A 22,384-nucleotide genomic window follows, 5' to 3' on the forward strand; every position below is an offset into this window, starting at 1 on the left:
CTGCTCTACGCCTGAGAAAGATCCAACAGTGCCTTCTGGAAAACCGCTGATGAAGACCGCTCCGCTCTTGGAGGCCGCCCAAAACATCATTGGGGGTGACTGGCGCACTGAGGACACGGGACTTCAGGAGTGCTTCATGGACGACGGTCGGGTCGGAGATTCATGGGCTGCTCTTCGTTTGGGCCCGGGCCTGCCGAAGGAAGGGCAGACGACGGCCCTGGAGAAGATCAGGGCCGCCTGGAGCGAGGCTGGCTATGAACCGGGCATCGGCACCCTTCCGGTGATCAACGGAGTCGAGGTGACCCAGCTCCGATACCCAGCGGCTGGCCGAGGGCCGGACGGGCTTTATCTTGAGGTGCAGGTGGCGACGACGGGCTCAACCCTCGAATCCGTTGCCAGCTGTATAGCGCGAGCCAAGCAGCCTGACGGCGAAGAGGGTCCGTGATTCGGTCGCGACATGGGCGCTCAGTCGGCGTCCGCGCCGCGTTCGGCGTGGTTAGTGCCGTCATGCTTCTCCTCCCTGGTTGCAGTCGCGCGATTGTCCCCGATGATCCGCGAATCTCTCAGGACGAAGCGTTGATCGAAACACTGCCGCGACTCGAATTCGCTCAACGCACCGTTGGCGGCAAATGGCAGAACCTCGATCTCGGTTCTCAATCTTGCACGCTCCCCTCCGGCGCTGTCGGCTCCATGCAGGCAGCGACGCGTCTCGGGCCGGGCGTTCCGAAAGCCGACCAGGAAGCCATTCTTGAGTCGATCGCGAAAGATTGGACGCGAGCCGGCCGCCCACCCATCCGCTCGAAGTTGCCCGTCATCCGAGGCGTCGAAGTGACTCGGCTGCGATACCCCGGCGGCGCTCAGGAAGATGACGATGTCTATCTCGAGTTTCAGATCGCCGACACGGCCACGTCGGTCGACTCGCGAACGCGTTGTGTTGTCGATACCGCTGACGACGATGCTGCTGAGGATGAACGAAACGAGCCAGCACCTGAGCCACCGATTAGGGGCTGATCTACTTCATGTCGTTATGCACTCGTCATTTCCGCATCCCACCGGGCCATGGGCTTCTAGCCGTCGTCCTCGCCTTGAGTTGTCTCGTGGCAGGTTGCTCTCATCCCCGAACCACGAGAGATCCGAGAATGTCTAAAGAACAGGCCCTATCCGAAACGCTCCCCCTGATCGAATTCGCGGAGCACGCCATTGGAGGTGACTGGGAGAAGATCGATCTCGGCGCACAGGGCTGCGCGCTGCCCTCCGGCAAAACCGGAACCATGCAAGCAGCAGGGCGTCTCGGGCCAGGTGTACCAGCAGCAGACCAATCCGCACTCCTCGACAGGGTCGCGGAAGAATGGGGTCGACACGGCCACCGGCCTGTGCGGACCGTCCTTCCCGTTATCAGGGGTGTCCAGGTAACGAGGCTTCACTACTCAAACGTGGGTCGTGATCACGACGAGATCTACCTCGAACTCATGGTCGCGACGACGGGAAGCACCGTGGACAGTCGGACGCGCTGCGCCGTCGACGAGGCCCGTTATGGCACAGGCGAAGAGTGATGCCGGGTCGACTCCGGCTCGGTCTGCCAATCGTTGCTCTGCCCGCTGTGGTTGCAATAGTGGGCGCCTGCTCCAGCCCCGAGAAACTCGGGCCTTCAGAAGTGCCTCGTGGGCAACGGCCGGGTCGGAGACGCCTGGGATTCACCTCGTTGAGGTTCAGACTTGTCCGTTGGTCGTGACGTCAACTTTCGGCCATGGCCACCGCTGCGTTCGGCGCAGTTAAGGCGCGCCCTCGCCGCTCACAACCGCCGCAAACCCCTCCGCATCGAGCCCGGCCACGGGCAGCGCCCGACGCCCCTCAGCCCGCAACCCGTCGAGCACCACCGCGAGGTACCGCCGCCACAGCTCCGACCGCCCGGCTCCGAGCCGATACAGCGGCTCGAGCATCATGAAGATCGGGCCGACGTCGGTGGCGGTCACCCCATCGCGCAGCACGCCGGCGCCGCGGGCGCGGTCGAACAGCGGGGTCAGCTCGGCGAGGAGGGCGGTGGCGGCCTCGGGGTGGATGCCGGCCGGGCCTCCGAGGTCGTTCTGGCCGAGGAGCGTCTCGCACAACCCTCGATCCTGCGCCTGATGCGTCGCCGCGATCTCGAAGAACGTCACGAGCGCGAGCCACGGGTCGTCGATCTGCAGGGCCGGCCGTACCTCTGCCATCACGTCGCGCAGAGTGTCGTCGTAGAGGCGCGCGACGATCTCGCGTTTGCTGGCGAAGTTGCGGTAGACCGTGCCCACGCCGACTCCGGCGTGCTGGGCGATGTCCTCCAGCGTCGCCGACAGGCCGCGCTGCGCGAACACCTCGCGAGCCGCTTGCACGAGGCGGTCGGCATTGGCAGCGGCGTCGCGGCGCTTGGGCCGCGCGGGGCCGGCGGCCGGGCTCACGACCGTGCCCGTTCGGCCTGCAACTGCGCGTCCAAGAACTCGAGCTCGCCCTGCACCGCGGGGGAGTCCGTCCGCAGCGGCCCCGCCGCATCACTCCGAAGGAACAACCGCAACACCGTCACCAGGATCGGGATCGGCACGATCCGCAACGCACCGAACGCCCGCGGCACCGGCTTGCCCGGCAGAGCGCCGAGATTCGCGCGCATCCGCACCAGCATCTCGCGGATCGCACCCGGGTTGGACGCCAGAGAAGTGGGCCCACCCGCCGCGTGCACCGCGAGCCCGAGCGGTACCTCGAACGCGGCATGCGTGGCCAGCCAGGCGAGCATGTGGGCCTCTGGCTTCGCGGTGACGCCTGCCGAGCGGAACACCTGCACGGTGCGCCGCACCCGCCCCGTGACCGTGCCGTCGACTTCCCCGATCGGCATCGTGACGAGCCGCGTCAGCGCCGACTCGGAGCGGTAGCGGACCACGTCGCCGTCCATGACACCTCCGATGGTCGGGAAGCCGAGCAGCACCCGCTCGCGGCCGATGGCGGTGCCGGGCGCCTCGGATCCTGCCGCCCAATTCAGGAGGAACAGCACCTCGCCCTCGGCCTCGAGTCGCGCGATCGATTCGAGCACGGAGTCGACCTGGTGCGTTCGCACCGCGACGACGATCAGGTCGAAGTGGCCCGCGGGGTGCTCGACCACCGGCACGGCCACGCTGCGGACGGCCCCGTTGTCGCCCTCGGCGAGCATGATGCCGTGCTGCTGCAGCGCGGCCAGCCGCCCACCCCGCGCGACGAGCGTCACGTCGTGCCTGGCCTCATGCAGGCGGGCGGCGAGGACGGTGCCGATGACGCCGGCTCCGTAGACGATGATTTTCAAGCGTGTCTCCTGCGGGGAGGGGCGGGGTGGGCGGTGCGGGGCGGGGCTTGCGAAGCGGAATGGGTGATTCCGCTCAGCATAGCCGAAACGGAAGGATCACTTCCGTTTCGGGGGAGACCGCCAGGGGCAGCGCCAATGGACGTCGCCGTCAAACTTCAGCTCGCGCCCGACCAGCTCGGCACCGACTCCACCCGCGATTCGCTGGCGGCCCTCCTCGCCCAGCGCTCTGCCCGGCCGGTGCGGCAGGTGGACCGTGACGCGGAGCGGCCGGTGTTGCGGTTTCACAGGCCGCCACTGAGCGGGCAATAAAACCGACGAGTGAGACCGGCCGGCCGCACATGGTGCGGAACTACCGCACCTCGCAGGCGATCCCGTCTTTGTCGGCGTCACGCTTAGGGTTCGCGTTGTACAGCGGCGTGTTGAAGTAGGTGCCGGAAGCGACTGTCTCGTGGCGCCCCGAGACGAGGTCGTACTTGGTGCCGTCGCGAGCAACACCGTGGGGGTAGACGGCGTTCAACGCTTTGCAGTTCTGATAGACCACGACGGGCACCGACTTGATCGCCGAGCTGTGGCCGGCGGGCGTATATCCGGCTTTGCGGCCAGTCGCGACAACGGTGATGCCCGCGCCGACGTCCGTGGTGCGAACCACATACGTAGGCCCCGTTTTGCCGGAAATGGCGACACCGTTGCGGCGCCACTGCACGCTGACGACGGTGCCCGAGGTCCACGAGCCGACGTTCACGGTCAGGGTGGCCCCAGCCTTGGCGGTACCGCGGATCGACGGGGTGCCGACCTTGGGCAGCGTGCCGGGGCGAGGGATGACCGATGAGCTGGCTTTCGCAGCCGTGGCGTAACCCGACTTCGACCCGATGACGTGCACCGAGACGCTTTTGCCCACGTCAGACGCCGAGACGGTGTAGGTCGAGTGGCTCGCGCCGCCGATGGCGCTGCTGCCGCGGTACCACTGGTAGGCGAGCGTGATGCCCGCCGGCTTCCAAGTGCCGGCGGTCGCCGTGAGCCTGCCGCCGAGCTGGGCCGAGCCGGAGATCTTCGGAGTGGGTGCCGTCGTGATCGACGCCAGGTGCACAGTTTCGGCTGAGGAGGTTCGCGTCGCCGTCGCGTACGCGCTCAGACGGCCGGTCACGGTCACACTGATCGACTTGCCGGCGTCCGCCGCAGTGAGGGTGTAGCTCGATGCCGTGGCCTTGGAGATCGCCGACCCGTTGCGCAGCCACTGGTATCCGAAGGTGACGCCCGCGGGGAGCCAGTTGCCGGGTGCAGCCCTGAGGGTCTGAAAGACGGTCGGGGTGCCCGACACGGTGGGGGCCGCGGAGGTCAGATCGCCGGGAGCGATCACGAGAGCAGGGCTCGCCACGGTGGCGGAAAGGTAACCGGTCTCAGATCCGGTGGTCTTCACGGTGAGCGGGCTACCGAAGTCGTGCGCCGTCGGCGTGTAGGTGGCAAGCGTTGCGCCGGCGATGGCTGCATTTCCGCTGTACCACTGGTAGCTCAGCTCGACGCCGTCGCCCCAGGCCCCGGGGAGTGCGGACACCGGCACGCCGACCTGTGCTCTGTCGGCGCTGTAGGTCGCCGCCGGAGCCGGGCTGATAGTGCCTAGCGCGGCGGTGACAGCGTCGACAACGGTGAAGCCGCTGGTCTGGGGGTCTCCCCAATCGGCCGTGCCCGACACGGCGGTGGCCGTCACGGTTGCGCCGTCGCCGCTCGGCGTGAGGTTCGTGAGGGACGAGGGGGCGATCGTGGCCCCGTCGAGTCCGGTGACGACAGGCAGGGCGAACGGCACGCCGACGACCTGCCCAGTCTGAGAGACCTTCTCGCCGACCGCAGAGATCGTCGCCGTGAGGCCGCCGAGGGGTGAGAGGTCGGTGATGCGGTTGTTGTCGACGCTGACCGACGAGAGGCTGGTGAGGCTGCTCAGCGGGTTGATCTCGCCGATCTGGCCACCGTCGAGGTTCAGGGTCGTGAGCCCTGTGAACGACCCCAGCGACGAGATGTCGCCGACGTCGGGGCACGTCAGTGAGCTGATCGAAGCGAGTTGGTCGGCGGTGAAAGTCTGCGTAGCGGCGAGCCCGAGCGCTTGGTCGGTGCAAGCGGCGAGCGCAGGATCCGAGATGGTCACCGGGTCGGTGTCGGCCCGGGCGCTCGCGGCGTCGACGGCGACGAGCGAGGCGGTGGCCAAGGCGAGGGATACGACCAGGGCGACGGTGCGCCTGGAGGAGAGAGGCTTTGCGGCGCGCGCGGGCGACGACATGGTGCGAGACATGCGGTTCCTTTTCGGGAAGGAATGGGTGTGATCAGCCCGCCCGGCTGGCGGGTGATTGAAGTGTAGGGGGTCGTGGGATTCTGGTCGGTGTCGTGTCGGTCACCCTTTCGACCGGCCGGGGTGTTGTCAGGCGGAGAAAAGACGCTCCTCCAGGGCTCGAACAGTCGTGTCGACATCGATGAGGCGTCCAGAGGATGCCGTGCTGATCTTCGCCGCGAGTCGCTTCGGCCAGCACACCCGCCCCCTCCGCACCTCGAACCAGCCTCCGAACAGCGGAAGGTCCGCTTTGATGAAGCAGAGCACCCCGCGCACCTCGACCTCTGGCACGACCTGCTGCACGATGTCGATCTGCCGCAGCATCCCGTCGACGAGCTTCGTCTGCTCACGCCGCCCGACTATCAGTTTCTCGACACGCGGCCGAATGAAGCCGCCCTCGACGACGAGCGACGGCCGCTGGTCTTTGTAGCGCTTGGCGTCGATCACCCATACCCCGGCGCCGGTCACGGCGAGATGGTCGATGTTGGCGCGGCTGCCGGGGATGCGACGATCGTGCAGGGTTCGGAGGCCCTATGAGGCGATGTCGCTCGGCTGCATTGTCACTGCTCATGATCGGGTGCTGGGAAGCACGAACTATCTGCGGTGATCGACCGAATAGTTCGCGAAGCCGAGTACGTCAGAACAGTCCCCAGCTCTGTCGTCGCCGCGACCTCGGTGAAGTCATCATTCGATTGATCACTCGGTACGACGACCTGAGTTGAATAGCCCGCTGAATGCCACTCCTTGAGCACGGCCGCAATCGAGTCACCAACGCGGTCGACACCGGATGCGTAGAGCACTTCTGAGAATTGGACTCGATCGGCCGACCCTGTACAGATGACTGGATCCTGACGTCGGGCGACATCTGCGGACCACGGAGTCGCCCTGTCGCCGAACATCCACGCCCCGGGATCAGCCTCAACGAGCCGGTCGACCTCCGTCACGACTTCGCTCTTCTGCTGGTTTGGAGAGTTCGAGACTGAATGATCTGACCGGGTCATTCTCAGGGCTCCTTTGGTTATGACGACGGCCACGATTGCTGCGCAGACGACGACTGCGAGGAGCGGCAACGGCTTACCGCGGCGGAGGCTCGATCGCTTCAGCACCATCACGTACCTTTCCTTAAGCCGACGTGTCGACTGACTTCAGGGCCGCTCGCGACTGCTGGCCGACCCCGCCGGGCTGCTCGTTTAGAAGGGGTTTCGGGCGACAGTTTCGCCCTGGTCGTTTGCCGGGCGCGGGGTTCGCGCCGAGCCTCACTCGTCGCTGGCTATGAAGCACTGTGTGCGACCCGAGAGGCTGGTCCCGCTGGAGTTAGCGCTGTAGGCCAGAGTGATTCCTTCGGGGGTCTGCGCGACGATCTCGGGGTAGCCGCTGCTTAGCGGAATGGCGTCACGAACCTCATAGCCGCGCTCTCGCCAAGCATCTCGCACGGCGTCGATTGCCGACTCGAGGCTGCCGACCGTCGGCCCGAGGAGAGCGACTTCGTAACGTTCGGAGCCCTCCGAGGTGAAGGAGACACCGTCGACGCAAAGCTCCGCACTTTGCCGCTCAGCGACCTCGACAGCCCATGGCGTCGCGTCTCCGGAAAACTTCCAAGATCCGTCCGTCATATCCAGGGTTGCGCTGATATCGCGAAGAAGCTGGACGCGCTGGAGTTGCGGCGAGACGGGGGAAGTGCGTTGGGATGCGCTCAGGGCCACTCCAGTGATGATCATGATGACGACGATGACGAGAAGGACGTGCGGGAGGAATCGCCAGCGCGTTCGTCCCCTAGCGAGACGGATGCCGACTGAGTGCCCGGACTCGTTCGGGTTCACGGGCGGAGCCACATGACGGAAGGCGGAGGTCTGTTCACAAGATTGAGATCGATCGGGTCTCGTACTAGCTCTCCACTAAGGCCGGGAGCATCGTGCTCTTTCGTAGTTGATCGGTCGAACGCCCCGTCGAGGTCACCTACCGAGGTCGGAAGTGCCGTCGCGACCGACATCACGACCTCTCACTACGGTCTGCCGGTACCAGTGGGTGAATCCTGAACGGCATCACGCGGTCGCAGGATCGGCGCATCCGGTCTTGGCGGAGAGACTTGAGCCGCTCGCATTCGCAGTGAACGCCAACGAAATTCCGTCCGGCGTGTTGGTCGTGATTTCGGGGTGGCCGCTCTCAATGGGAATGACGACTTTTACCGTGAAACCCCGGGCATGCCAGTTGCCGCCCACGTTTTCCACTGCCGAATCGAGGTCCGCGAACGGGGGCCCGAAAAGCGAGATGTCGACTCGTTCTTGGCCGCCTCGGCTGAGAGTGGTGACGTCGTCGCACGGGGTAGTGGGGTAGCGCTGCGCAATGTCGCTCGACCAGGGCGTCGTTCCGTCTTCGAAGGTCCACGCGCCCTGTAGGCCCGCCAGAGTCGTTTCGAGCTCGTGAATCAACTGCTGCCGCTGCTTTTCGAGGGGCTCCGCAGGTGTGTGTGTGCACGACGTCAAGAAGAGTCCAATCAGGAAGAGAACGAGGTATGAGAGGCGTCGGGCAGAGACGTGTGAGGGAGGCGGTGACCCGACCGGCGAGAATTGTTCTCCGTGGGATTTCATCCGATGGGCCAGACGAACGGTCGAACTGGTGAAGCAATGAGCGGCCTCGTGCCCGTGCTCGTTGCGGCGATGTTGTGGAGGGATTGAGTGCCCGAATCGAAATACCCCTGGCCGGTAGGAGCGGACACGATCGGCAGCCCACCGGATCCAAAAGCGTCGTGACCCGCCGTAGCGATGGAGCTCTCGCTTCCCTCAGGCCCGCCTTCGACGCTGAACGGAAGGGCTCCGAAATGATTATCGGGTGCGATGCGGTGGTTGGGAGCGACCGTGGGCTGTTTCTTGGACAGGTAGCTGACGACATCGTCGATGACGTCGGGTCGAACCGTCCGGCCGATCGTTGCGATGAAATCTCGCTTGGCCTGCGTCGAGAAGACTTGCGGCTGACCGTGTTCGACATCGACATGCAGCGCGCGCGCATTCGGCACAGCCGAGGCATCGATTCCCGCCGATGCCACCAGCGTCACCGTTTTGACGTCGAAGCGTGTTCTCGTCAGTGCATATGCGGCCGTCGTGGTGCCGTACGAATGCGCCACGACACTTACATCGGGCGGCGAAGCTCTACGCGTGAACCGGATACCATCCAGTTCGCTGGCAAGTCGTTCGGCACCGTTGATCGCGCGAGTGTTCATCAGAACGCTGCTGGATGAGGTCGGGTGCTGCTCGGAGGCAGTTAGATCGGGCGTTGCGTATCCGATCCAGGCAACAACGGCGTGCGTCGACGGGTCAATCTTAATCTGCTCGTTGTAAAGGGCCGCGCAGGGCCCTAGCCAGCCGCTCAGGCTGCTTGCCCACGTATTCATCCCGGGTACCGCCCACGTGACCTTCTGGGCGGTGTCCATGTTGCCGATGGCGACCGCTGCCAACGGCGGCGCATTTTCGAGGTTGAGGTCTAGAAGCCCTCGCCCTGCGGGCCCGTCGGCACTGGCGACGGCGCGCATCGCCTCATCGACAGTCGCGCGCTGCTCCTTCGTCAAGTCGTCCCGCAGACCAGCCACATCCAGCTGCTGCCGGTTCGCATCGATCCGAGTGGAGAAAGGAACGCCACCGAGGTTGCCGATGATCGCCGGGGCGCCCGTGATGAGTTCGGCCTGCTGCTGCTCGCTCAGCGACGCCCACCATGCGGCGACATCGTCAGCCGGAGGCGGGTCGTTCCAGAAGTCCTGCGTGAGGCTGGGGTCAGCTGAGACGAGTTCGTCCAGTTCGGTGGCCGACAGCGATCCCATCACGCCGAGCAGCGAGGCCGTGTCGAGCGACGCGAGCTTGGCGAGCGACATGCCGGCGGGCAGGATCGCGTGACCGGATCGGTCGAGCTCGAGGTGGACGGAGTGCAGGCTTCGGGCGAGGTCGTCCTCGGCCTGCTGTCGTTCGAGGGCCAGGGCATTCAATGCAGCGGTCGTTGAGGCCGTTGTGGCAAGCAGGTCGTCGTCGAGATCCTGCCGTCGCCTTGTCAGCGTTTCAGGGTCGAGGAAGTCGAGGGGCTGCGAGGCGGCCTCGTGCGCGGCGGTCATCAGCATCTGCTGACGCCGAGCACGTTCTTTGATCGACTGGATGGCATCGACGTATCGCCGGAGGGCGTCGCGCTCGTTGTCGGCCCACGTGTGGAGACGGGCCCAGGCGACGACGACTTCGGCCGCATTGCGAGACCAGGCGGTGTGGGCCGTCCCTGACCAGGATTCGGCCACCTGATCCGCACGATGTGCGACGAGCTGTTGCATGTCGGCGGCGTGCTCTTGGAGCTCGAGCATCGTGATCAGACGATGCTCGAGTTCGTCGGTCTCTCCGGCTCCCGGATCGGCGTGAGACCAGTCAGCCATGGCTCGGGATGCTCTCGGCGATGACTTCGGCTGTGGCGGCTGCCGACTGAGCTGCTGCCGAGACGGCCGCTTCGGTCGCCCTGTACGTGTCAGCCGCCGTGATGGCGTCGGTGGCGAGTTGCTGGGTGCCGTCGCAGGCCGCGTGCCATGCCCGCTTGAAGGTGTGCCCGTCGTCGCTCAAGAGCGATTCCGCCGCCCTGCTACCGCAGCTCGAGACTGTCGGCACCTCACTCGCCGGGCCGGAATCCGCTGCCGAACTGAGCTGGTTCGCCGCACCCGCGACCTCGTCGTAGTCCATGCGGTAAGTGCTCATCCAGAATCCTTTCTCTGAAATTCTGGGTTAAACATAGACCTTTCGGTCCGGCCTCACCAACTGAGAAAGCGTCAGCCCGCACAATGCGAGATAGCGAGAAATTCCATCGATAAAAACAACGGCCGCCGCATCCATGTCGGATGCGGCGGCCGCCGCGAAGCGACGCAACGCAGGCTGCGCTGGGACTGCTACTTCGTCAGCATCGTCCAGGTGCCGTCAGCGCCGATGACGATCACGGCGGGGCCCGCGGTCAGCGGGACTGTGCCGCTGTAGGTGCCGATCGTGTCGATGAGCAGCGGGTCGGAGAAGGCCGCGTTGGTGTTCTCCTCGACTGTGAAGTTGCTCGTGCCGGCGTGGGTCGCGGTCAGCGTGCCCGAGCCGCCGGAGTAGAGAAAGACCCCGTCGCCTGCTCCGGATGTCGTGAGCTTCGGCGCCGACGACACCGGGGTGAGAGTGACCGACCAGGCTGCGTCGGCGCTGACCTGGATCGTGGTGTCCTTGCCGAGCGTCGAGAAGCCCCAGCCGGTCACGCCGCTGTAGCTGCCGATGGTATCGACGAGCAGCTCGCCGGTCGACTGGTTCGAAGCGTCGAGCACCGACATCGAGAAGTTGCCGGTGCCGGTGTACTTCGCCGTGACCAGCCCGGCCTTGATGCCGGCAGGCAGCGTGATCACGTCGTCTCCGGTGCCGCTCTTGGTGATCGGGGAGAACGTTCCGTAGGTCTTCGCGGCCCACGTGCCGCCGGTGTTGACCGGAGCGGTCGACTTCTTCGGTGCGGCCGGTGCGGCAGCTTTCTTGGCGGGAGCAGCGACCTTGGCCGGTGCGGCGGCGCTCTGATTCTGCGCACTGTTGACGCCTTCGTTGAACGACTGCGACACGGACTGTGAACTCGTGTTGGCTCCGTCCACGGCGCCCAGCACGATCGACAGTGCCAGCAGCACGCCGGTGACGATCCAGGCCACCTTCTTGGTCTGCTCGCGTCCGGCCAGTGGGCGGCCCTGCTTGTCGCGGGTGACGCCGGTGAGCACGAGGATCAAGTCGATCAGGGCCCAGACGCCGAACCCACCGAGCGTGATGAGCTTCAGGATGCCGGTGCCCACCTTCCCGAGATAGAATCGGTCGACCCCGATGCCGCCGAGGAACAACGCGAGCAACCAGGTCGCCGTGAACGACTTGTTCGAGACGCCGACCGGCGGCGCGTACGGGGGAAGGGGAGGGTACGGCGCCTGGGGTGCTTGGTAGGCGGTGTCGGCCATGTGATTTCTCGATTCGGGTTCGGATTCGTGAATGCGAGAGCGCGCAAGAAGTCGGCTCGCCTTCGCGCTCGTCAGCGGCGCCCCCGGGGCACTGACAGCACGTTTGATCAAGGTGAGCAGGTATCAGTTAGTACAACAGGGTGGCTCGAGATCCGAAACCGCTAGTTCGGGGGTCACCGCCACTTCACGCTTCCTCAGCTCGCGGGAGCAAGATCGCTACATGGCCCTCCCGAACCTCCACGACTCCGTCGTCATCGTCACCGGCGCCTCCTCCGGCATGGGCGAGGCGACGGCCCGCGCCCTCCACGCCGCCGGAGCCCACCCCGTCCTCGCCGCCCGCCGCGCCGACCGCCTCGAGGCCCTCTCGGCCGAGCTCGGCGACGCCCTCTCTTTCGCGATGGACGTGACGCATCCCGGCCATGTCTCGCGCCTGGTCGACGGCACGCTGGCTCATTACGGCAGGATCGACGGGCTGGTCAACAACGCAGGAGCCTCCCTCTCGGGCACCGTGGCCGACGTCGACCTCGACGAGTTCCGCGGGGTGCTCGAGCTCAACGTCGTGGCACCCGTCGCCCTCACGCAGGCTGTCGTGCCGAGCATGCGCGCTGCCGGTCACGGCACCATCGTCAACGTGAGCTCGGGCACAACTCGCCGCGTCGCCGTGGGCCTCTCGCCCTACGCGTCGACGAAGTCCGCGCTCAACATGCTCACCCTCGCCTCCCGCGCCGAGCTCGCCGACGACGGCATCGACGTGTCACTGCTCGTGCCGTTCATCACGGCGACGGAGTTCGGCGGCGGCATGTTCCAGGGCCCGGACGTGCAGGTGGCGGGCGGGAAGCCGCACAGCGCTTCGTACGTCGCCGCGGTCATCCTGCGGATGCTGCAGACGGGGGAGGAGCGGATCGATCTGTTGCCGGGGCCGGAGGATGGGCCACTCACGTCGTTGCCATAACGGTTCCGTCCGACGTAGGCGGAGCAGCGCGGAGACGACTTTCTGCGCCGATTTGTTCTTTAGCGATTAAGCAACGGTTGGGACGTCTCGTTTGTGGCGTGGCCCGAACGGGGGCTGACGGCGCTGTCATATTTTGAGTGAGGCTAGGTCTGCGCGAGCCTAGGGTGCTCGTGACGTATGCCCCTCCTGAACCCAAAACCCAGGGGAGGGCTGGGAGCGGCGCGTATGACGGCCCGATTTTGGTGGGTGAATCAGGGTGATAGCTACCGCCGTGCGGCGGATCAGAGGACGCTCTGGGCGCCCTACAGCTCTGATAAAACAGGTCGTGATCAGGAGCACTGGCGTCGAATGGATGACGTGCGGCCCGGCGATGTCGTGATGCACTACTCGGTCAACAAGATTCGGGCAGTTAGCGTAGTCAGATCCCCAGCACGGCCAGCAACTGTGTCAATTCAGCGGGGTGCTCAGAATGCCTGGTCGGATATGGGCCGTGAAGTCGCTCTCGATATCCACGAACTGGACCCTCCCATTCTGCTGAGTTCGATTCCACTGCTATTGAGACAGCGGTGGTCTCTCCAGTACTCAACCTCCCCATTTGATCGCCGGGGCCAGGTTAAGCAGGGGTACCTCTTTGAACTCGAATCAGTAGTCCACCGCGATATCGTGTCTCGTCTCGGGCTTGCGGCTGCGCTGGATGACGACGATGTAGAGATTGGCAACAGCGGCGAGCCGGGAAGTGAATTCGCAATCGCCTACAAACAAGATGGGGAGGCGGTCGTTGTTACTCGCGGCGAACATGCTCAGCTTCATCGGATTGTGTTTGAGGGGCGCAAAGAACACCGATGCGATCTCTGCGGCCGACAATTGCCCATCTCCCTTCTGGTTCTGGCGCACATTAAAAGAAGATCGCACGCCAGTGACGATGAAAAATTAGATCGCAGCATCGCCATGAGGGCCTGCGCTCTCGGCTGCGATGACCTATACGAGCGAGGCTTCCTGACTGTAAATCATGTCGGTAGAATTGAGCCGGGTAAGGCAGCTTCCGGAGCCGGACCCGACCTCGCCGCCGCAGTGAGGGAACGAACAGGCCTCCTGTGTACGGCTTTCTCCGAGGCTTCCGCGCCCTTCTTCGCTTGGCACCGCGAACGGAACAGATAATCGGCGATTGAGGAGGCCACTCGAAGCGCCGCGTTGGGTAGCGAATCTCAGATGACCTGCCCGCATGGATTCTTCTCAGCTTGCGATGCTCGCAGCGGGCATTCCGGCTTTTGCCGCTGCCGCGACGTTCATCGCGGGGCAAGTAATCCGCGCGGCGAGCATGGCGTCCGAGCGTCGCAGCCCTGCAGTAACGCGTCTCATGGGCAGTTTGGACCGAATCATGTCGGACGAGTTAAAGCCACACATAGGTCGAGTTCGCGGTCAAACACAGCTTGACGTGGCAACTCAGGCCAACCGCCTGATTCTGGTCTGTCGAGCTCGTGACCGAGTTATTTGGGATCGCGTGAGAAGCACCGTCAATGAGATAGCAGAGACTCGCGATCTAGAGAAAGTTCAACTCGTAAGCGGACTGCAGGGGCTACTTAGCGTGTGGCTCGTGAGTCGCCGGAAAGCGCGCCGCTTTTCCCAGCAGGGCTCGCTCCGAGGATTTTTGCAGTCAGGTGAGCAAGCTGAAAACGCACGTTTTTATTCGGTGCCGAAGTCGGACCGACCCTTGTAGCAACCCAATCTGGCCCGGAGGCATAACGGAACGAATAATGATGTCTTGCGCCCGAAGACGCCTCATCCTGGACGGAAGTTGAGGTGGTCATCACCACCTGAGGGTGCAACGCTCGGCCCCTGGACGCTTAGCCGGTCACGTCCCGTGGGGTGGTGGGATTTTGAGGCGTGGTGAGCGTTGCTGCCGCGACGTGGGAAGCCACCGTGTGATGGTCGGTGAGAACCGTTCAAAATTCACACAGAAGGACATCACACGATGGCTCTTGACCAGTCTGCCCTGCTCGAACTCCTCGCCCAATTGAAACTCACCGACGTGTCCGACAGGATCCGATCCGCGACGGAACAGCTGTATCAGCAGCTCATCGATGCGGAGGCGGCCGCGTTCATCGGCGCCGCCCCGTTCGAACGCGTCGACACCCGCACCACCCACCGCAACGGGACCCGCCCGAGAGTGCTCACGACAACGGCTGGGGATCTGCAGTTGGAGATCCCGAAGCTGCGGCAGGGATCGTTCTTCCCCGCCCTGCTCGAGCGCCGCCGCCGCGTCGATCAGGCCCTGTATGCGGTCGTGATGGAGGCCTACCTCCATGGGGTATCAACGAGGAAGGTCGACGATCTCGTGAAGAGCCTCGGCGCCGACAGCGGCATCTCGAAATCGGAGGTGTCCCGGATCTGCGCGGACCTCGACCAGGAAGTCGGTGCGTTCCGGGACCGATCCTTGGCCGATCTCGAATACCCCTACGTCTTCCTTGACGCGACCTACTGCAAAGCCCGGGTCGGGCACCGAGTGGTGTCCCAGGCTGTCGTCGTCGCGTTTGGCGTCGCGGCCGACGGGCGCCGGGAAGTGCTCGGGTTCGACGTCGGAGACAGCGAGAACGAGGTCTTCTGGACCGGGTTCCTCCGTGGCCTGAAGGCGCGGGGCCTTGCCGGGGTGAAGCTCGTCATCTCCGACGCCCACTCGGGGTTGAAGAAAGCGATCGGGACCGTGTTCCAGGGTGCGTCGTGGCAGCGCTGCCGGGTCCATTTCATGCGCAATGTCCTCGCGATTGTCCCGAAGGCCTCCGGTGAAGTCGTCGCGTCGATCATCCGCACGATCTTTGCCCAGCCCGACCGGGAGCATGTGAACACCCAGTTCGACGAGGTCACCCGAACGCTGCAGCAGTCCCATCCGAAAGTCGCCGTCATGCTCGACGACGCCCGAGTCGACATCCTCGCCTTCGCGGGGTTCCCGGTGAAGCATTGGCGGCAGATCTGGTCCACGAACCCGATGGAACGAGTGAACAAAGAGATCAAACGGCGCACCGATGTCGTCGGCGTGTTCCCGAACCCGGCAGCCCTTTTGCGGCTCGCTGGCGCGGTCCTCGTCGAGCAGCACGACGAGTGGGAAGCCGGCGACCGCCGCTACCTCTCCGAGACCTCCATGGCCGCCCTCTACGCCGTCGAACCGGCCGACAGCAGCGTCATCGAGGAGGTGGTTGCTCTCCCCGAACTCAACGCTGCATAATCAAACCGAACCGACCGCACGGTGTCGAGAAACTCCACCACACAGCGGGACGTGACCTCTGGCTGGCAATACGCGCATTTGTCACACAAACGTCTGAAGGCCTAGCTCGAAAGTAAGGTTTCCGGGCGTTTGCACGAGGTAGTCCCAGCCGCCGACATCATAAAACGAGAAAAATTCAGATTATGATTCCGAGTTACAAACAGTTGGCTCGGGCAAGGAGGCTACGGGCGTAATGAGAGGAGTGCTTAGGAAGCTCGGAAAAACTGATCCGTTTTAGATCCATGACTCACGTCGGACGCCATACGACCCGCGAATGGGGCTCTAGAGGATGCGCGGCCCGGCCCCTAGCTTTGAGTTAGCTGAAATTGAGGAAAGGCTCGACATGTTGCGGCGAGTTGACAACGTCAGGGTGAGTCACAAGCCGGGAATCTTCACGGGCAGAGGCCCCGTGACGCTTCGAATCGGGACCCAGGGATTTATTACGGTACCCAAGCTCCCGAAGGAGGCGTTCGCGAAATGGGTGGAAGCGTCGAATGGGTACCCAATTTGTTTTGGGCACGCCAAAGGGCGGGCTTACTGGCTGTTTAATGGCAGGTGGCATTGGGAGAACGACGGGCTGAAGCCCGAACAGGTTCATGCTCTGTTAGTCACGCGCGCACAACGCCAGGAAGCAACGATCTCCCGAGCGGAAACGATGGTTGCAATGGATCAGGTCCCCGTCTCTAGCCGCCGGCGGCCCGCCGAGGCTGACGTGCGTCAGCTCGTTTGGAAACGAGATGGTGGGAAGTGCCGTTCGTGTGGCAGCAATACAGAATTACAGTTGGACCACATCATTCCGGTCGCCTATGGCGGAGCGACGACCGTCGACAATCTCCAGGTACTTTGTGGGCCGTGCAATAGGCGAAAAGGGGCAAGCGTATCTTGAGTCTTCTCCATCAAGCGAGCCTTTGAGCCCACGTCCCGTCGAGCGGCTAGATACCGTCATTTTCCTCACCTTGATGGATGTGGAGAGCAAGAGATCTCAAACACCGAGCTCGGCCTCTGTGTAAGGAGAGCGCACGGCAGCCGCGGGTACCGTCCATCTCGCGGGCGTCAGCGCCTGCTAGGACCGGAGGTAGACATGTCCGACGACGACGTCACGCTCGAAGCAGAGCTCGCCGAGACTGACGCGCAGCGGGAGATCGCGAAGGCGGTCAGCGCCCGCCACTCGGTCGCGCGGAAGTACGTCATGCGGCTCCGACGCCGGCATCCTGATGCGACGCCCGCCGAACTGATCCACATGCTGGAGCGGCATTACGGCACCGCGATCAGCGCAGCCGGGGCCCTCGTCTCAGTAGGCGCCATCGCGGCCGACATCGGCATCGGGTTCATCCCCGGCGGCGGAGCGGCTGCGGGCGGCGCGAAGAGCGCGGGCCGGGCCGCAGTGAAGCAGGTCGGCAAAGAAGCTGCGAAGGGCGCTGCCAAAGTCGTCGCCCGCAGTGCTGCCAAGAACGGCGCCCAGCGGGCCGTGAAGCTGCTGCCCGCGGGCGACAAGCAACTGCAGTTCGAGCTCACGGCGATCTTCGGGCTGGCGATCGCCGACATCCACGGGATGAACCTCGACAAAGACCAAGCACAAGCGCTCGTCTACGGGCTGACGAACGAGCGCGTCAGCCAGCAGAAGATCGCGACCATGGCGCAGGATGTCGCGAACTCCTCCGCCGAGGGTGTCGTCGGCGTCGGCCACAGGATCGCCGAAGGCCGCACTGACTGGTCTCACTGGGCGAACACCCTCGCCGACGGGCTCCCCGCAGGTGCCGCACAGAGTTTCGTCCGGACGATCGAGACCGGCCAGCTGAACGCCGTGCGCACGAACCTCGGCACCAAGAAGCAGGCAGCCGTCGACTACGGGGTGGGGGCTTTGACCGGGGGTGTAGCACGTTTCGTGTTCGGGCGTGATGTCATCCAGTCGTCGCGTGTTGCTTTCGCGGCGGCGCCAAGGGAGTTCCCGGCTCACCTCGCGCTGCGCGAGGGAATTCAGGTCGTCGGCAAGGGCCCCGATTCAAGCGCCAGCCGCGCGGTGGCGGGCCTCGAGAGTGCGGCCGCCGCAACTGGTCACGCGATCTCTGGAGTCACCGGCAAAGCCGCAGGCGGCGTAGTGGGCGCGGCGAAGGGCATCGCTGATCGATTCGCTCGCAAGAAGCGCCATGACCGTCCGGATGACACGAGCGACAGTTCCCCATCAGAGTGACCAGTCAACGGACCGGTGACGTCTCGCGAGACCGGGCTGCGATCCCTTGCTCGCGTTTGTCCGCTTTCATCAGGAGTCCGGAGGCGTCTCGACGCCAATAGGCTCCGCGACAGTCGCGGAACTGGATGGACCCGAGGGTCCACCTCTTTGCCTGGGCTGCCGCGCGGACTCCGCCCTCCACATCCGAGACGGGTTTGGCGAAGTCCCAGACGAATGTCTTCTTCTCGTCGCCTTTCTCTTTGGGGTCTGGCTTCCATTCAATGAAGAACTGCCCTGGCGGAATGAAGACCTGGGCATCGATTTCGGTCTTGCCCTCGAAACCAGAGACCATCGCGGTGACGGCGTAGATCGGTTCTCGGGAGCCGTTGCGGATGACGACGCCAGGACGCTGCCAGAGCCCATTGGCCAGACCGATCCAAGCGCTTATGCCGACGGCTTGGCTCCGGGCTTCTTCGGCGCGCCGCTCACGGTCGCGGCAGGTCTCGAGGTCATAGCAGCGCTTGGCGACGGTGCCCGCCCAGATTGCGGCACCTAGAGCCCCGATCGAACAAAGGCAAGATACGGCATCGCCGATGGAATTGACTAGCATGGATAGAAAGTATTGACATTCTGTAATGGGGTCAACTCTGCGAGTCCCGTCAGGGCCCCCGGAATAGGCCTGGCGAACTGTCTCGTTCGCCCACTAACTTGAGAAAACCACGACCACTACGGGGGAAACAATGGAGTTCGAAGAACGACTGAACGCGTTGGCCACGAAGGTCCGCAACCAACGTGAGGCAATCCAGACCGAAGAGGCCACGAAGAACGCATTCATCATGCCGTTCATTTCGACCATCCTCGGATACGACGTGTTCAACCCCCTCGAGGTCGTGCCTGAGTTCACTGCCGACGTCGGCGTGAAGAAGGGCGAGAAGATCGATTACGCGATCATGCGCGGGGGCGAAGTCCAGATGCTGATCGAATGCAAGAAGTCGGCAGAGGGGCTCAAAATCGAGCACGCCTCGCAGCTCTTCCGCTACTTCGCCGTGACGAACGCGCGCATCGCGGTCCTGACCAACGGCGAGATCTACCAGTTCTACACAGACCTCGACGCCCCCAACCGGATGGACGCGAAGCCGTTCCTCGTCCTCGACCTCGGTGACATCGATGAGTCACTCATCCCGTCGTTGATCAAGTTGAGCAAAGAGGTCTTCGATCTCGACTCGGTAATCAACGAGGCTGAAGAGCTCAAGTACGTGGGCTCTATCAAGCGAGCCATCGCAACCGAGTTCCGCGAGCCGGCCGACGACTTCATCAAGCTGTTCACCACTCGCGTCTACGAAGGCTCGATCACGCAGAAGGTGCGCGAGCAGTTCACCGGTCTGGTCACGAAGGCCGCGAAGCAGTTCCTCAACGACCAGGTCAACGACCGACTCAAGACGGCATTGGGCACACCCGGATTCGCGTCTATGACCAGCGAGGTCGAGCCCAAGTCGGTCAACAGCCAAGACGTCGTCGCCGAAGATCTCGATCGTGACACCGAGATCGTCACGACGGCCGAGGAGCTCATGGGCTACCAGATCGTCAAGGCCATCGCATGCAGCGAGGTCAAGCCCGAGCGCGTCGCTCAGCGCGATTCCAAGTCGTACTTCGCGATCCTGCTCGACGACAACAATCGCAAGCCGATCGCACGCCTGCATTTCAACGGCAAGTCGACGAAATACCTCGGTCTCTTCGACGAGGCGAAGAACGAGACTCGTCACGCCCTCGAGTCGCTCGACGAGATCTATCAGCACTCCGAGGCGATCCGACAGTCGGTCAGGAACTACGCCTGAGGAATTAGCACCTCGTACGTGACAGGTACGATCGACGAATCGCTAGCTCTCCTCGAGCTCCCGGCGCTCGCGGCCCTGACCGAGCGACTTCCTGCCTTTCGCCTCCGCGAGCTTCTCGCGCAGCGACAGCCCCCGGGTCAGGGCAGCAGCCCCGAACTTGCCGGCGACCCTCGCGCCCTCAGCGCCGAGGCGGCTGGCAACCTTCACGCCCTCGGCACCGAGGTGGCTTGCAGCCTCGACGCCCTCTGTGCCCTTCTCGAGTGCCTTGTCTTTGGCGTCCGTGGCGGCCTCGGTCCACCGCCGAGCCTCGATCGACTCGCGCTCGCCGTCGATGCCAAGCCGCTGGTGGAACATCACGACGTCCGTCGCGACATCGTTGCTCGAATGCACGATGGCACCAGGAGCGAACGGATGAAACAGCACCTTCGCATTCGCCGAGGTGGCAGCGCCGTCCATGCGGCTCAGGAGCCCACGGGTCGTCTGGCTGATCACGTCGAGGCGCTTCTGACGGGCGATCGCGATGCCGCGGCGGTGGGCGTCGAGGTCATCAGGCGCAGAGTCGAGCACGCGATCGAGCTCGATCACTGCGAGGGCATCCTGCAGCTGGAAGCATCGAGCGATGACGGCGAGCCACTCCTCGACGGTGCCCTCGGCATCGTCGAAGGTTTCGGCCAGATCGCCGACCCGCGCGTTCTTCTCCATCTTGTCGGCCAGCGCATCGAGCTGACGCAGGGCGTAGGCCTGGGTCGTCTTGAGCGTCGACGACGAGCCCTGAACCTTCGACCAGGTCACCTCCGACACATGGCCGACCTCGTCGCGCAGGATCATCGCCTCGTCGATCTCGAGCTCGGCCCCGATCATGCCCGCCACGGCCTCGTCCTTCTGGGCGCGAAGCACATCGTCGACCTTGGCGTCGATCGTGGCGAGGTAGTCGGTGATCTCGTCCATCGACTGCTTCATCGCGAGCTGCGCCATGATTCCGGCGGCGCCTGCCAGGATCGCGGGGTTGGCGAGTACCGCGCCCGGCCCGCGGACGTACTCGAGGATGTTGCTGATCTTGCCGTTGTGCGTGACGATTGCGCGGGCGACGCCGGCGGTGGATCCGGTCATGGTTATGCCGGCGCTGAGGGCCGCAGCGGAGGACTGGGTAAGTAGGATCCATCGGCCGGACATCGAGGCGATTTCGGCGCCTGACTGCGTGGCAGCGGCGCCGACGCTGAAAGCCGAGGCGAGGCGGCTCAGACGGAGGTCCCGAGATTTTGTGACGCCCTGCTTCGTCAGGAACCGCTCGACGGTGTCAGGATCGCCGATGACAGCGATCCCCTTGTCGTCGCGGATGATCTCGATCTCGTGGCTCATGGCTTCCCCCGGGTCTGGCGTGCTGATGTCGTTGAGACCATCATCGGTTATTCGAGTCAGTGGCCAGAGCTCGACGAGGCGACCCCGAGGACGGTGAAGACCTCGATGAGAATGATCGGGATCGGGATGAGCCCACAGATCAGGCCCCAGATCGCCGTCGTCTTGCGGTAGCCGCCGATCCTGCTGGCCGTGCCGATGCCGATGATGCCGAAGATGATGGCGAGCAGAGCCGGCAACCAGCAGAGGAACGGGCCGGCGAACGGGATGAGGGCCAACGCTGCGCTCACGATTCCGAGGGCGAGGGCCGCGACGGCGAGGCCGTTCGTCACCGGTCGTGGAGCGAAGTTCACGCTGAGCGAGGCCGACGCCGATGCGCTGAAGCCCGGCCCAGAGCTATACGACGTCACCGGCGGGTGACCGTAAGGCGCCGGCGGCGGGGGGATCGGCCCCGCGGTTCCGTTGCCAACCCGGTGCACTGAGTCAACGTCTCTGGATTTTCGGCCTCCCGAAATCGGTGTCCAGTCGCGAGGCCCTCTACCTGCCAATGCCATGGATCAATCCTCCCCCGGCCGCGACGGTCGGACCCCTGTGTCCATCGTGGACGAGGAGACGACCCTGCCGCCATCCCCAGGCGTGGGGGCACGCGACCACCCGAACTGGGGTGTCAGCGGCAGTTCCACCGAACGCTACGGTTCGTCAATGACGATTGATCTTCAGCTTCAGCAGCGGTCCGCCGTGGCCGTGTTCTTCCTGCCGATAATCACGTTCGGGATCTACTCGATCGTGTGGCTGGCCAAGACGCGGGGCGAGGTCAACCGCAGTGGTGCTCACGCCATGACGACGTGGTGGATCCTCTGCCCGTTCGGCTTCTTCTGGTATTTCTGGTCGCTCGCGAAGGGAATCGACGCCGTCACGGGGCTCGGCACTGGTGGCGACTATGCACTCCTTCTGCTGCTGGGCCAGCTCGGTCAGGCCATCGTGCAGGCTCGCATCAACGCACGCGTCAGCGTGCCGACGTACGCGCCGCCGGTTCCGTTCGCCGCTTAGAGATTTCTCCTGTCGAACAAGCCCGACTGTCTCTAGATGCAGTTCAGCCTGTCACGAGATCTTCTGGCGACGAATGTCTTCGCAGACCCCTGTCATGCCGTTCCATCCCTCGAGTCGGACCGGCGTAGGATGAGTGCCAGTTGTGGTACCAGTTCTGGTGCTAATGCCTTATT

The 22,384-nt window shown here is 64.3% G+C and carries 24 protein-coding genes; 10 read left to right on the forward strand and 14 right to left on the reverse strand.

Going from position 1 to position 22,384, the window contains the following annotated elements; genetic code table 11:
* Positions 1–28 precede the first annotated feature (28 nt).
* From AX769_RS11295 to AX769_RS23970, 3 genes are all read left to right on the forward strand, one after another.
* Positions 29–445, forward strand: a complete 417-nt coding sequence (locus AX769_RS11295) for a hypothetical protein (protein WP_157887588.1) — start codon at positions 29–31, stop codon at positions 443–445.
* A gap of 62 nt (positions 446–507) precedes the next feature.
* Complete coding sequence (locus tag AX769_RS23965) at positions 508–1,011, forward strand: hypothetical protein (protein ID WP_157887589.1); 504 nt, start codon at positions 508–510, stop codon at positions 1,009–1,011.
* A gap of 128 nt (positions 1,012–1,139) precedes the next feature.
* The gene (locus tag AX769_RS23970) at positions 1,140–1,553 is read left to right on the forward strand and encodes a hypothetical protein (RefSeq protein WP_157887590.1); all 414 of its coding nucleotides are present in this window, start codon (positions 1,140–1,142) and stop codon (positions 1,551–1,553) included.
* Positions 1,554–1,772: 219 nt separating this feature from the next.
* Here AX769_RS23970 and AX769_RS11310 read toward each other — a convergent pair whose 3' ends face one another.
* Positions 1,773–2,432 (reverse strand): TetR/AcrR family transcriptional regulator, encoded by a 660-nt coding sequence (locus AX769_RS11310; protein ID WP_066279284.1) that lies wholly within the window; start codon positions 2,430–2,432, stop codon positions 1,773–1,775.
* Positions 2,429–3,301, reverse strand: coding sequence for a ketopantoate reductase family protein (locus AX769_RS11315; RefSeq protein WP_066279286.1), 873 nt, complete (start codon positions 3,299–3,301; stop codon positions 2,429–2,431). The genes AX769_RS11310 and AX769_RS11315 overlap by 4 nt, the downstream gene beginning before the upstream one ends.
* Before the next feature lie 135 nt (positions 3,302–3,436).
* Here AX769_RS11315 and AX769_RS23975 point away from each other — a divergent pair, with 135 nt between their 5' ends.
* Positions 3,437–3,610 (forward strand): hypothetical protein, encoded by a 174-nt coding sequence (locus tag AX769_RS23975; protein ID WP_157887591.1) that lies wholly within the window; start codon positions 3,437–3,439, stop codon positions 3,608–3,610.
* Between the two features lie 40 nt (positions 3,611–3,650).
* Here the strand turns inward: AX769_RS23975 and AX769_RS11320 are convergent, their stop codons facing one another.
* The 8 genes from AX769_RS11320 to AX769_RS24700 all read right to left on the reverse strand — a co-directional run bounded on the left by AX769_RS11320 (position 3,651) and on the right by AX769_RS24700 (position 11,589).
* Positions 3,651–5,582: an excalibur calcium-binding domain-containing protein gene (locus AX769_RS11320; RefSeq protein WP_082763755.1), complete on the reverse strand. Its 1,932-nt coding sequence runs from the start codon at positions 5,580–5,582 to the stop codon at positions 3,651–3,653.
* Between the two features lie 126 nt (positions 5,583–5,708).
* Positions 5,709–6,086 (reverse strand): hypothetical protein, encoded by a 378-nt coding sequence (locus AX769_RS11325; protein WP_239451765.1) that lies wholly within the window; start codon positions 6,084–6,086, stop codon positions 5,709–5,711.
* A 92-nt stretch (positions 6,087–6,178) separates the two neighbouring features.
* Entirely contained in the window at positions 6,179–6,730 is a 552-nt protein-coding gene (locus AX769_RS23980) for a hypothetical protein (RefSeq protein WP_157887592.1), read from the reverse strand.
* A 144-nt stretch (positions 6,731–6,874) separates the two neighbouring features.
* Positions 6,875–7,336 (reverse strand): hypothetical protein, encoded by a 462-nt coding sequence (locus AX769_RS11330; RefSeq protein ID WP_157887593.1) that lies wholly within the window; start codon positions 7,334–7,336, stop codon positions 6,875–6,877.
* Positions 7,337–7,660: 324 nt separating this feature from the next.
* Complete coding sequence (locus AX769_RS11335; RefSeq protein ID WP_157887594.1) at positions 7,661–8,047, reverse strand: hypothetical protein; 387 nt, start codon at positions 8,045–8,047, stop codon at positions 7,661–7,663.
* Positions 8,048–8,202: 155 nt separating this feature from the next.
* Positions 8,203–9,921 carry an alpha/beta hydrolase gene (locus AX769_RS11340; protein WP_157887595.1) on the reverse strand — a complete coding sequence of 573 codons (1,719 nt, stop codon included), beginning with the start codon at positions 9,919–9,921 and terminating at the stop codon, positions 8,203–8,205.
* Positions 9,922–10,012: 91 nt separating this feature from the next.
* The gene (locus AX769_RS11345; protein ID WP_157887596.1) at positions 10,013–10,333 is read right to left on the reverse strand and encodes a hypothetical protein; all 321 of its coding nucleotides are present in this window, start codon (positions 10,331–10,333) and stop codon (positions 10,013–10,015) included.
* A gap of 188 nt (positions 10,334–10,521) precedes the next feature.
* Positions 10,522–11,589, reverse strand: a complete 1,068-nt coding sequence (locus AX769_RS24700; protein WP_082763758.1) for a TM2 domain-containing protein — start codon at positions 11,587–11,589, stop codon at positions 10,522–10,524.
* A 220-nt stretch (positions 11,590–11,809) separates the two neighbouring features.
* On the opposite strand from AX769_RS24700, the gene AX769_RS11355 reads away from it, so the two are divergent.
* Entirely contained in the window at positions 11,810–12,541 is a 732-nt protein-coding gene (locus tag AX769_RS11355; protein ID WP_066279304.1) for an SDR family oxidoreductase, read from the forward strand.
* 642 nt (positions 12,542–13,183) lie between these two features.
* Here AX769_RS11355 and AX769_RS11360 read toward each other — a convergent pair.
* Complete coding sequence (locus AX769_RS11360; protein WP_066279307.1) at positions 13,184–13,435, reverse strand: hypothetical protein; 252 nt, start codon at positions 13,433–13,435, stop codon at positions 13,184–13,186.
* A gap of 1,078 nt (positions 13,436–14,513) precedes the next feature.
* Here AX769_RS11360 and AX769_RS11365 point away from each other — a divergent pair.
* The 3 genes from AX769_RS11365 to AX769_RS11370 all read left to right on the forward strand — a co-directional run bounded on the left by AX769_RS11365 (position 14,514) and on the right by AX769_RS11370 (position 17,991).
* Entirely contained in the window at positions 14,514–15,761 is a 1,248-nt protein-coding gene (locus AX769_RS11365) for an IS256 family transposase (RefSeq protein ID WP_066277940.1), read from the forward strand.
* A 703-nt stretch (positions 15,762–16,464) separates the two neighbouring features.
* A complete protein-coding gene (locus tag AX769_RS26020) occupies positions 16,465–16,686 on the forward strand; it encodes an HNH endonuclease signature motif containing protein (protein ID WP_082764056.1) in 222 nt (73 codons plus the stop codon).
* 195 nt (positions 16,687–16,881) lie between these two features.
* On the forward strand, positions 16,882–17,991 hold the full coding sequence (locus AX769_RS11370; RefSeq protein ID WP_066279308.1) for a hypothetical protein: 1,110 nt from the start codon (positions 16,882–16,884) through the stop codon (positions 17,989–17,991).
* Positions 17,992–17,995: 4 nt separating this feature from the next.
* Here AX769_RS11370 and AX769_RS11375 read toward each other — a convergent pair whose 3' ends face one another.
* Entirely contained in the window at positions 17,996–18,580 is a 585-nt protein-coding gene (locus AX769_RS11375) for a hypothetical protein (protein ID WP_066279311.1), read from the reverse strand.
* A gap of 130 nt (positions 18,581–18,710) precedes the next feature.
* Here AX769_RS11375 and AX769_RS11380 point away from each other — a divergent pair, with 130 nt between their 5' ends.
* Positions 18,711–19,805, forward strand: a complete 1,095-nt coding sequence (locus AX769_RS11380) for a type I restriction endonuclease (protein ID WP_066279312.1) — start codon at positions 18,711–18,713, stop codon at positions 19,803–19,805.
* A gap of 42 nt (positions 19,806–19,847) precedes the next feature.
* On the opposite strand, the gene AX769_RS11385 is transcribed toward AX769_RS11380, so the two are convergent.
* Both AX769_RS11385 and AX769_RS11390 read right to left on the reverse strand, forming a co-directional pair.
* On the reverse strand, positions 19,848–21,164 hold the full coding sequence (locus AX769_RS11385) for a hypothetical protein (protein ID WP_066279315.1): 1,317 nt from the start codon (positions 21,162–21,164) through the stop codon (positions 19,848–19,850).
* A gap of 56 nt (positions 21,165–21,220) precedes the next feature.
* Positions 21,221–21,571, reverse strand: coding sequence for a hypothetical protein (locus AX769_RS11390; protein ID WP_157887597.1), 351 nt, complete (start codon positions 21,569–21,571; stop codon positions 21,221–21,223).
* A gap of 292 nt (positions 21,572–21,863) precedes the next feature.
* On the opposite strand from AX769_RS11390, the gene AX769_RS11395 reads away from it, so the two are divergent.
* On the forward strand, positions 21,864–22,211 hold the full coding sequence (locus AX769_RS11395; RefSeq protein ID WP_066279319.1) for a DUF4234 domain-containing protein: 348 nt from the start codon (positions 21,864–21,866) through the stop codon (positions 22,209–22,211).
* The last annotated feature ends 173 nt before the right edge of the window (positions 22,212–22,384 follow it).

This window comes from Frondihabitans sp. PAMC 28766 (assembly GCF_001577365.1).
Classification (GTDB): Bacteria; Actinomycetota; Actinomycetes; order Actinomycetales; family Microbacteriaceae; genus Frondihabitans.

Coding starts and splice junctions, on each gene's coding strand:
- AX769_RS11380 (WP_066279312.1), top strand. CDS start 18,711: ATGGAGTTCGAAGAACGACTGAACGCGTTGGCCACGAAGGTCCGCAAC.
- AX769_RS11355 (WP_066279304.1), top strand. CDS start 11,810: ATGGCCCTCCCGAACCTCCACGACTCCGTCGTCATCGTCACCGGCGCC.
- AX769_RS11370 (WP_066279308.1), top strand. CDS start 16,882: ATGTCCGACGACGACGTCACGCTCGAAGCAGAGCTCGCCGAGACTGAC.
- AX769_RS11385 (WP_066279315.1), bottom strand. CDS start 21,164: ATGAGCCACGAGATCGAGATCATCCGCGACGACAAGGGGATCGCTGTC.
- AX769_RS11345 (WP_157887596.1), bottom strand. CDS start 10,333: ATGAGCACTTACCGCATGGACTACGACGAGGTCGCGGGTGCGGCGAAC.
- AX769_RS11375 (WP_066279311.1), bottom strand. CDS start 18,580: ATGCTAGTCAATTCCATCGGCGATGCCGTATCTTGCCTTTGTTCGATC.
- AX769_RS24700 (WP_082763758.1), bottom strand. CDS start 11,589: ATGGCCGACACCGCCTACCAAGCACCCCAGGCGCCGTACCCTCCCCTT.
- AX769_RS26020 (WP_082764056.1), top strand. CDS start 16,465: ATGGATCAGGTCCCCGTCTCTAGCCGCCGGCGGCCCGCCGAGGCTGAC.
- AX769_RS23970 (WP_157887590.1), top strand. CDS start 1,140: ATGTCTAAAGAACAGGCCCTATCCGAAACGCTCCCCCTGATCGAATTC.
- AX769_RS23975 (WP_157887591.1), top strand. CDS start 3,437: ATGGACGTCGCCGTCAAACTTCAGCTCGCGCCCGACCAGCTCGGCACC.
- AX769_RS11320 (WP_082763755.1), bottom strand. CDS start 5,582: ATGTCTCGCACCATGTCGTCGCCCGCGCGCGCCGCAAAGCCTCTCTCC.
- AX769_RS11365 (WP_066277940.1), top strand. CDS start 14,514: ATGGCTCTTGACCAGTCTGCCCTGCTCGAACTCCTCGCCCAATTGAAA.
- AX769_RS11340 (WP_157887595.1), bottom strand. CDS start 9,921: ATGCAACAGCTCGTCGCACATCGTGCGGATCAGGTGGCCGAATCCTGG.
- AX769_RS11330 (WP_157887593.1), bottom strand. CDS start 7,336: ATGATCATCACTGGAGTGGCCCTGAGCGCATCCCAACGCACTTCCCCC.
- AX769_RS23965 (WP_157887589.1), top strand. CDS start 508: ATGCTTCTCCTCCCTGGTTGCAGTCGCGCGATTGTCCCCGATGATCCG.
- AX769_RS11395 (WP_066279319.1), top strand. CDS start 21,864: ATGACGATTGATCTTCAGCTTCAGCAGCGGTCCGCCGTGGCCGTGTTC.